At 36.3% G+C, this 1,277-nt stretch carries 1 protein-coding gene and 2 pseudogenes; all 3 read right to left on the bottom strand.

Translation table 11 applies throughout. From position 1 onward, the window contains the following. Window positions 1–219: 219 nt before the first annotated feature. Window positions 220–363: pseudogene (locus tag ACFIL8_RS10500) on the bottom strand (transcriptional repressor); the annotation flags it as partial. Beyond that, window positions 360–518, bottom strand: a pseudogene (locus ACFIL8_RS10495) (HlyD family secretion protein); the annotation flags it as partial. The pseudogenes ACFIL8_RS10495 and ACFIL8_RS10500, both read right to left, overlap by 4 nt. Window positions 519–691: 173 nt before the next feature. After that, window positions 692–1,084, bottom strand: a complete 393-nt coding sequence (locus ACFIL8_RS10490) for a Fur family transcriptional regulator (protein ID WP_375629863.1) — start codon at window positions 1,082–1,084, stop codon at window positions 692–694. Between the last annotated feature and the right edge of the window lie 193 nt (window positions 1,085–1,277).

Here is a 1,277-nt window from a genome sequence, read left to right as displayed (position 1 = left end):
TTTTATCGAGATTTTTTGTTGAAAAAATGGTCTCAGATACGGACATGATTTTATACTTTCAATATTTATGTTCTAACGAGTACAATAAGCCTCTCACTCTAGGGTAGGGTGATATATGCACGGACGATAAGAGCTTTTCCAACAATAAGGCGATCCCTGCTACATAATGCTAAATATATAAACTTGCAAGTTAGAGATCTTATTGTCAAGTTAGATGTCTTATTTTATTGCGCATTTTTTACAAAGACCTCGTACTTCTAGGGCGCTTTTGTGTGCTTGGAAGTCAACCGCTTGAACCATCTGTTTTAAACTTGATACAATCATTTGATTTTGTATTTCGTGGACTGTGCCACAGTTTAGGCATCTTCAGTGGACAGCATACAACACCATTGCGTCGTCCACTTATAGCTAAACCAAAGTACAAAAAGCGCAAAGACGATAAGAAGGGCCTTGATTACTTTTTTTTGTTTCATTTTATCGAGATTTTTTGTTGAAAAAATGGTCTCAGATACGGACATGATTTTATACTTTCAATATTTATGTTCTAACGAGTACAATAAGCCTCTCACTCTAGGGTAGGGTGATATATGCACGGACGATAAGAGCTTTTCCAACAATAAGGCGATCCCTGCTACATAATGCTAAATATATAAACTTGCAAGTTAGAGATCTTATTGTCAAGTTAGATGTCTTATTTTATTGCGCATTTTTTACAAAGACCTCGTACTTCTAGGGTGCTTTTGTGTGCTTGGAAGTCAACCGCTTGAACCATCTGTTTTAAACTTGATACAATCGTTTGATCTTGTATTTCGTTGACTGTGCCACAGTTTTCGCAAATTATAAACGTTGTAAGTTCATGTTGACAGTTTTCAGGGTGTAAACAGACCATAAAGGCATTTACACTTTCAAGACGATGAATACACTTTAACTGTACGAGTTTTTCTAACGCACGATAAACTTGGAGAGGTGCGCGAAAACCTTCTTCGCGTAAGTGATTGAGAATCGCATAAGCACTTAAAGGCCCTTTTGCATTTTTTAAAGTATTTAAAACCAATGTTTGGTTACGCGTCAGTTTAGATGACATTGACATCTTCCTTTTGCTCCCATGGAAAAGCATAAAGCGTGTAAGATATTTATGCAATGGTGATTATATAATATGTACTCTATCTTTAGCCTTTTACATGACATCCTTGCGATATGTAAGAAAAGTTACAATCGTTGTGAGGGGAGGGTATTATAATCTGAAAGCCGCCGCTATCAGGCATGAAAGTTTTATA

This window comes from Bartonella sp. AP57NXGY (assembly GCF_042195805.1).
In the GTDB taxonomy this organism is placed as follows: domain Bacteria; phylum Pseudomonadota; class Alphaproteobacteria; order Rhizobiales; family Rhizobiaceae; genus Bartonella.
This window is presented reverse-complemented; position numbering and strand designations above follow the sequence as displayed.